Origin of the sequence: Salmonella sp. SAL4457 (genome assembly GCF_046548235.1) — a bacterium.
Taxonomy (GTDB): Bacteria; Pseudomonadota; Gammaproteobacteria; order Enterobacterales; family Enterobacteriaceae; genus Salmonella; species Salmonella enterica.
In genome coordinates this window covers 1-315 of sequence record NZ_JBGDZO010000239.1, presented here as the reverse complement: position 1 = coordinate 315, position 315 = coordinate 1, and the positions used below count along the sequence as shown (strand labels likewise).

Genomic DNA, 315 nt, shown 5'->3' with positions numbered 1-315 from the left:
ACCACCTTCTTCGCGGCATAGTCGATCTCTTCCTCGGTGGTGAAGCGACCGAAGGTGAAGCGGATGGAGCTATGCGCCAGTTCGTCGTTGCGGCCCAGGGCGCGCAATACGTAGGACGGTTCCAGGGACGCCGAGGTACAGGCCGAGCCGGAGGAGACCGCGAGGTCCTTGAGCGCCATGATCAGCGACTCGCCCTCGACGTAGTTGAAGCTGACGTTGAGGTTGTGCGGGACGCGGGAGGTCATGCTGCCGTTGATGTAGAGCTCTTCCAGGCCGTCGATCTGCGCGAAGAAGCGGTCGCGGAGCGCCAGCACG

Annotated in this window: 1 protein-coding gene; it reads right to left on the bottom strand. The window is 63.5% G+C overall.

Annotation, left to right across the window (positions count from 1 at the left end; translation table 11 throughout):
- A partial coding sequence (locus tag ACLJNW_RS24090) for an aminotransferase class V-fold PLP-dependent enzyme (protein WP_410961202.1) occupies positions 1-315 on the bottom strand: 315 nt, incomplete at both ends.